This window comes from Streptosporangium sp. NPDC003464, from assembly GCF_053588315.1.
This window is the reverse complement of record NZ_JBSFPS010000551.1, coordinates 1-1,545: the sequence shown is the minus strand read 5'-3', so window position 1 is coordinate 1,545 and position 1,545 is coordinate 1. Positions and strand designations below refer to the sequence as shown.

Annotated in this window: 3 protein-coding genes; all 3 read left to right on the top strand. The window is 68.2% G+C overall.

Annotated features, from left to right (window positions below; translation table 11 throughout):
* The coding region (locus ACWDS7_RS48450) for a peptidoglycan-binding domain-containing protein (RefSeq protein ID WP_451934824.1) at positions 1-333 on the top strand (333 nt) is incomplete at its 5' end.
* Between the two features lie 86 nt (positions 334-419).
* Positions 420-674, top strand: a complete 255-nt coding sequence (locus ACWDS7_RS48445) for a hypothetical protein (RefSeq protein WP_451934823.1) — start codon at positions 420-422, stop codon at positions 672-674.
* 173 nt (positions 675-847) lie between these two features.
* On the top strand, positions 848-1,291 hold the full coding sequence (locus ACWDS7_RS48440; RefSeq protein ID WP_451934822.1) for a hypothetical protein: 444 nt from the start codon (positions 848-850) through the stop codon (positions 1,289-1,291).
* The last annotated feature ends 254 nt before the right edge of the window (positions 1,292-1,545 follow it).

Sequence of the window (1,545 nt, the reverse complement as noted above, 5' to 3'; positions counted from 1 at the left end):
CGGCTGTACCGGTGGGTGAAGGCGGGCGCGCACCGGCCGGAGCCTGTGGAGAAACCGATCGAGGTCGTCGTCAAAGACGGGGTCGCCCTGTGGCCGGGCCGCGTGCTCGAGCTGGCGGATCCGATGATGCACGGCGAGGACGTGCGCGCGTGGCAGGCCCGGCTCGCTCGGCGCGGCTGGCGCATCGACGTGGACGGCTGGTACGGCGAGCAGTCCCGGTCGGTGTGCCGCAGCTGGCAGCGCGCTGTCGGTCTGCCTGTCACCGGGTCCGTGGATGAGGCGACGTGGGAGTCGACGTGGTCCTGGCGGCCGCCAGCTGATCCCGCGCCGTGATCGACCAGGCCGTGGTGCTGCATCTGATGGCGCCACAGATGAATCGTCCCGCCGTCTCTGGCGGGCCTGTCCCTGAGGAGGGGCGCATGCACGGAGATCCCATCACGACGAGCAAGCCGGTCGAGGCCAAGGTGAAGGCCATGACAGTGGGCATCTACCTCGCCTGCTCGGCGCTGCTGCTCATTCTGGAGCTGATCAAGGGCGATCTGTCGCTGATCGACTTCCTGCCCGGGTGGGTACAGGCGCTGATCGCGCCGTTGCTTCCGACGGCGATCGCCGCGATCGTGGGCTACCAGGCTCGGCACACGTCGCGCCCCGACCTGCCGATGTCGCAGCGGTAGCCTGAAGTTGTGGGGTCCCGGGTGTTGCGGACAAACTTCGTTCGGGGCCCCACCCAGACAGCAGAGAGCGCCGTCCACCTTCGGGTGGGCGGCGCTCTTTCGCATTCCGGTTGCGCCCCCGCAAGCACCGCCGCCACAGTGAGTAACTGTGACAATCCCCTCCGGTGATGCTTATGCCTAGCCGCAAGAAGACCAACGAGTCCACAGGGTGTGGCTGTTTGCTACTGGTGGCGCTGGCCCTGGTCGTCGCGGGCTGCAACGCCCTGTTCAGCGGCGACGACACCGACACCGTAGTCCCACCCCCGCCAGCAGTGTCATCGCCAGACCCCTCGCCTTCAATGAAGCTGGTGGACGACCTCGATGAGGACGGCATCGAAGACAAGGTCGACAACGACGCTGACGGCGACGGCGTGAAGCGGGCCAGCGATATCGACGATCAGGATCCGGATAAAGGCAAGCGGAAGCCCAAGCCTCAGCCGAAACCAGAGCCGGAACCTGAGGTTGAGCAGCCGATCTCTGGCGTGCACCCGGGCGCGTTCTGTGGTGATCCTGGCGCGGTCGGGATCGGTACCAACGGGCGGACCTACACGTGCAGCGGCGGCCACTGGCGACGCTAGTCCGCTGTAGCCAGATCATCGCCCGCAGGCGTACCGTGAGGGCAGCCCGAGAGGGTTAGCCTGCGACAGAACGGCCCCGTCCTCCCCGGAGGGCGGGGCCGTTTCTGCGTGTCTGGGATCAGGAGGTGCGGTACTCCACCCACGCCCGGCACGCCGCAGCGGTCCGCTTCCGCTGCGCACGCAGATGCGCCGGCCCGAGCACGGCCATACGCGCGGCGAACAGCGCCCGGACGGCGGCCAGCGCGGTCACTGCC

Bases quoted from the DNA above. Each gene is read 5' to 3' on its own strand.
- ACWDS7_RS48440 (WP_451934822.1), top strand. From the start codon at position 848: ATGCCTAGCCGCAAGAAGACCAACGAGTCCACAGGGTGTGGCTGTTTG.
- ACWDS7_RS48445 (WP_451934823.1), top strand. From the start codon at position 420: ATGCACGGAGATCCCATCACGACGAGCAAGCCGGTCGAGGCCAAGGTG.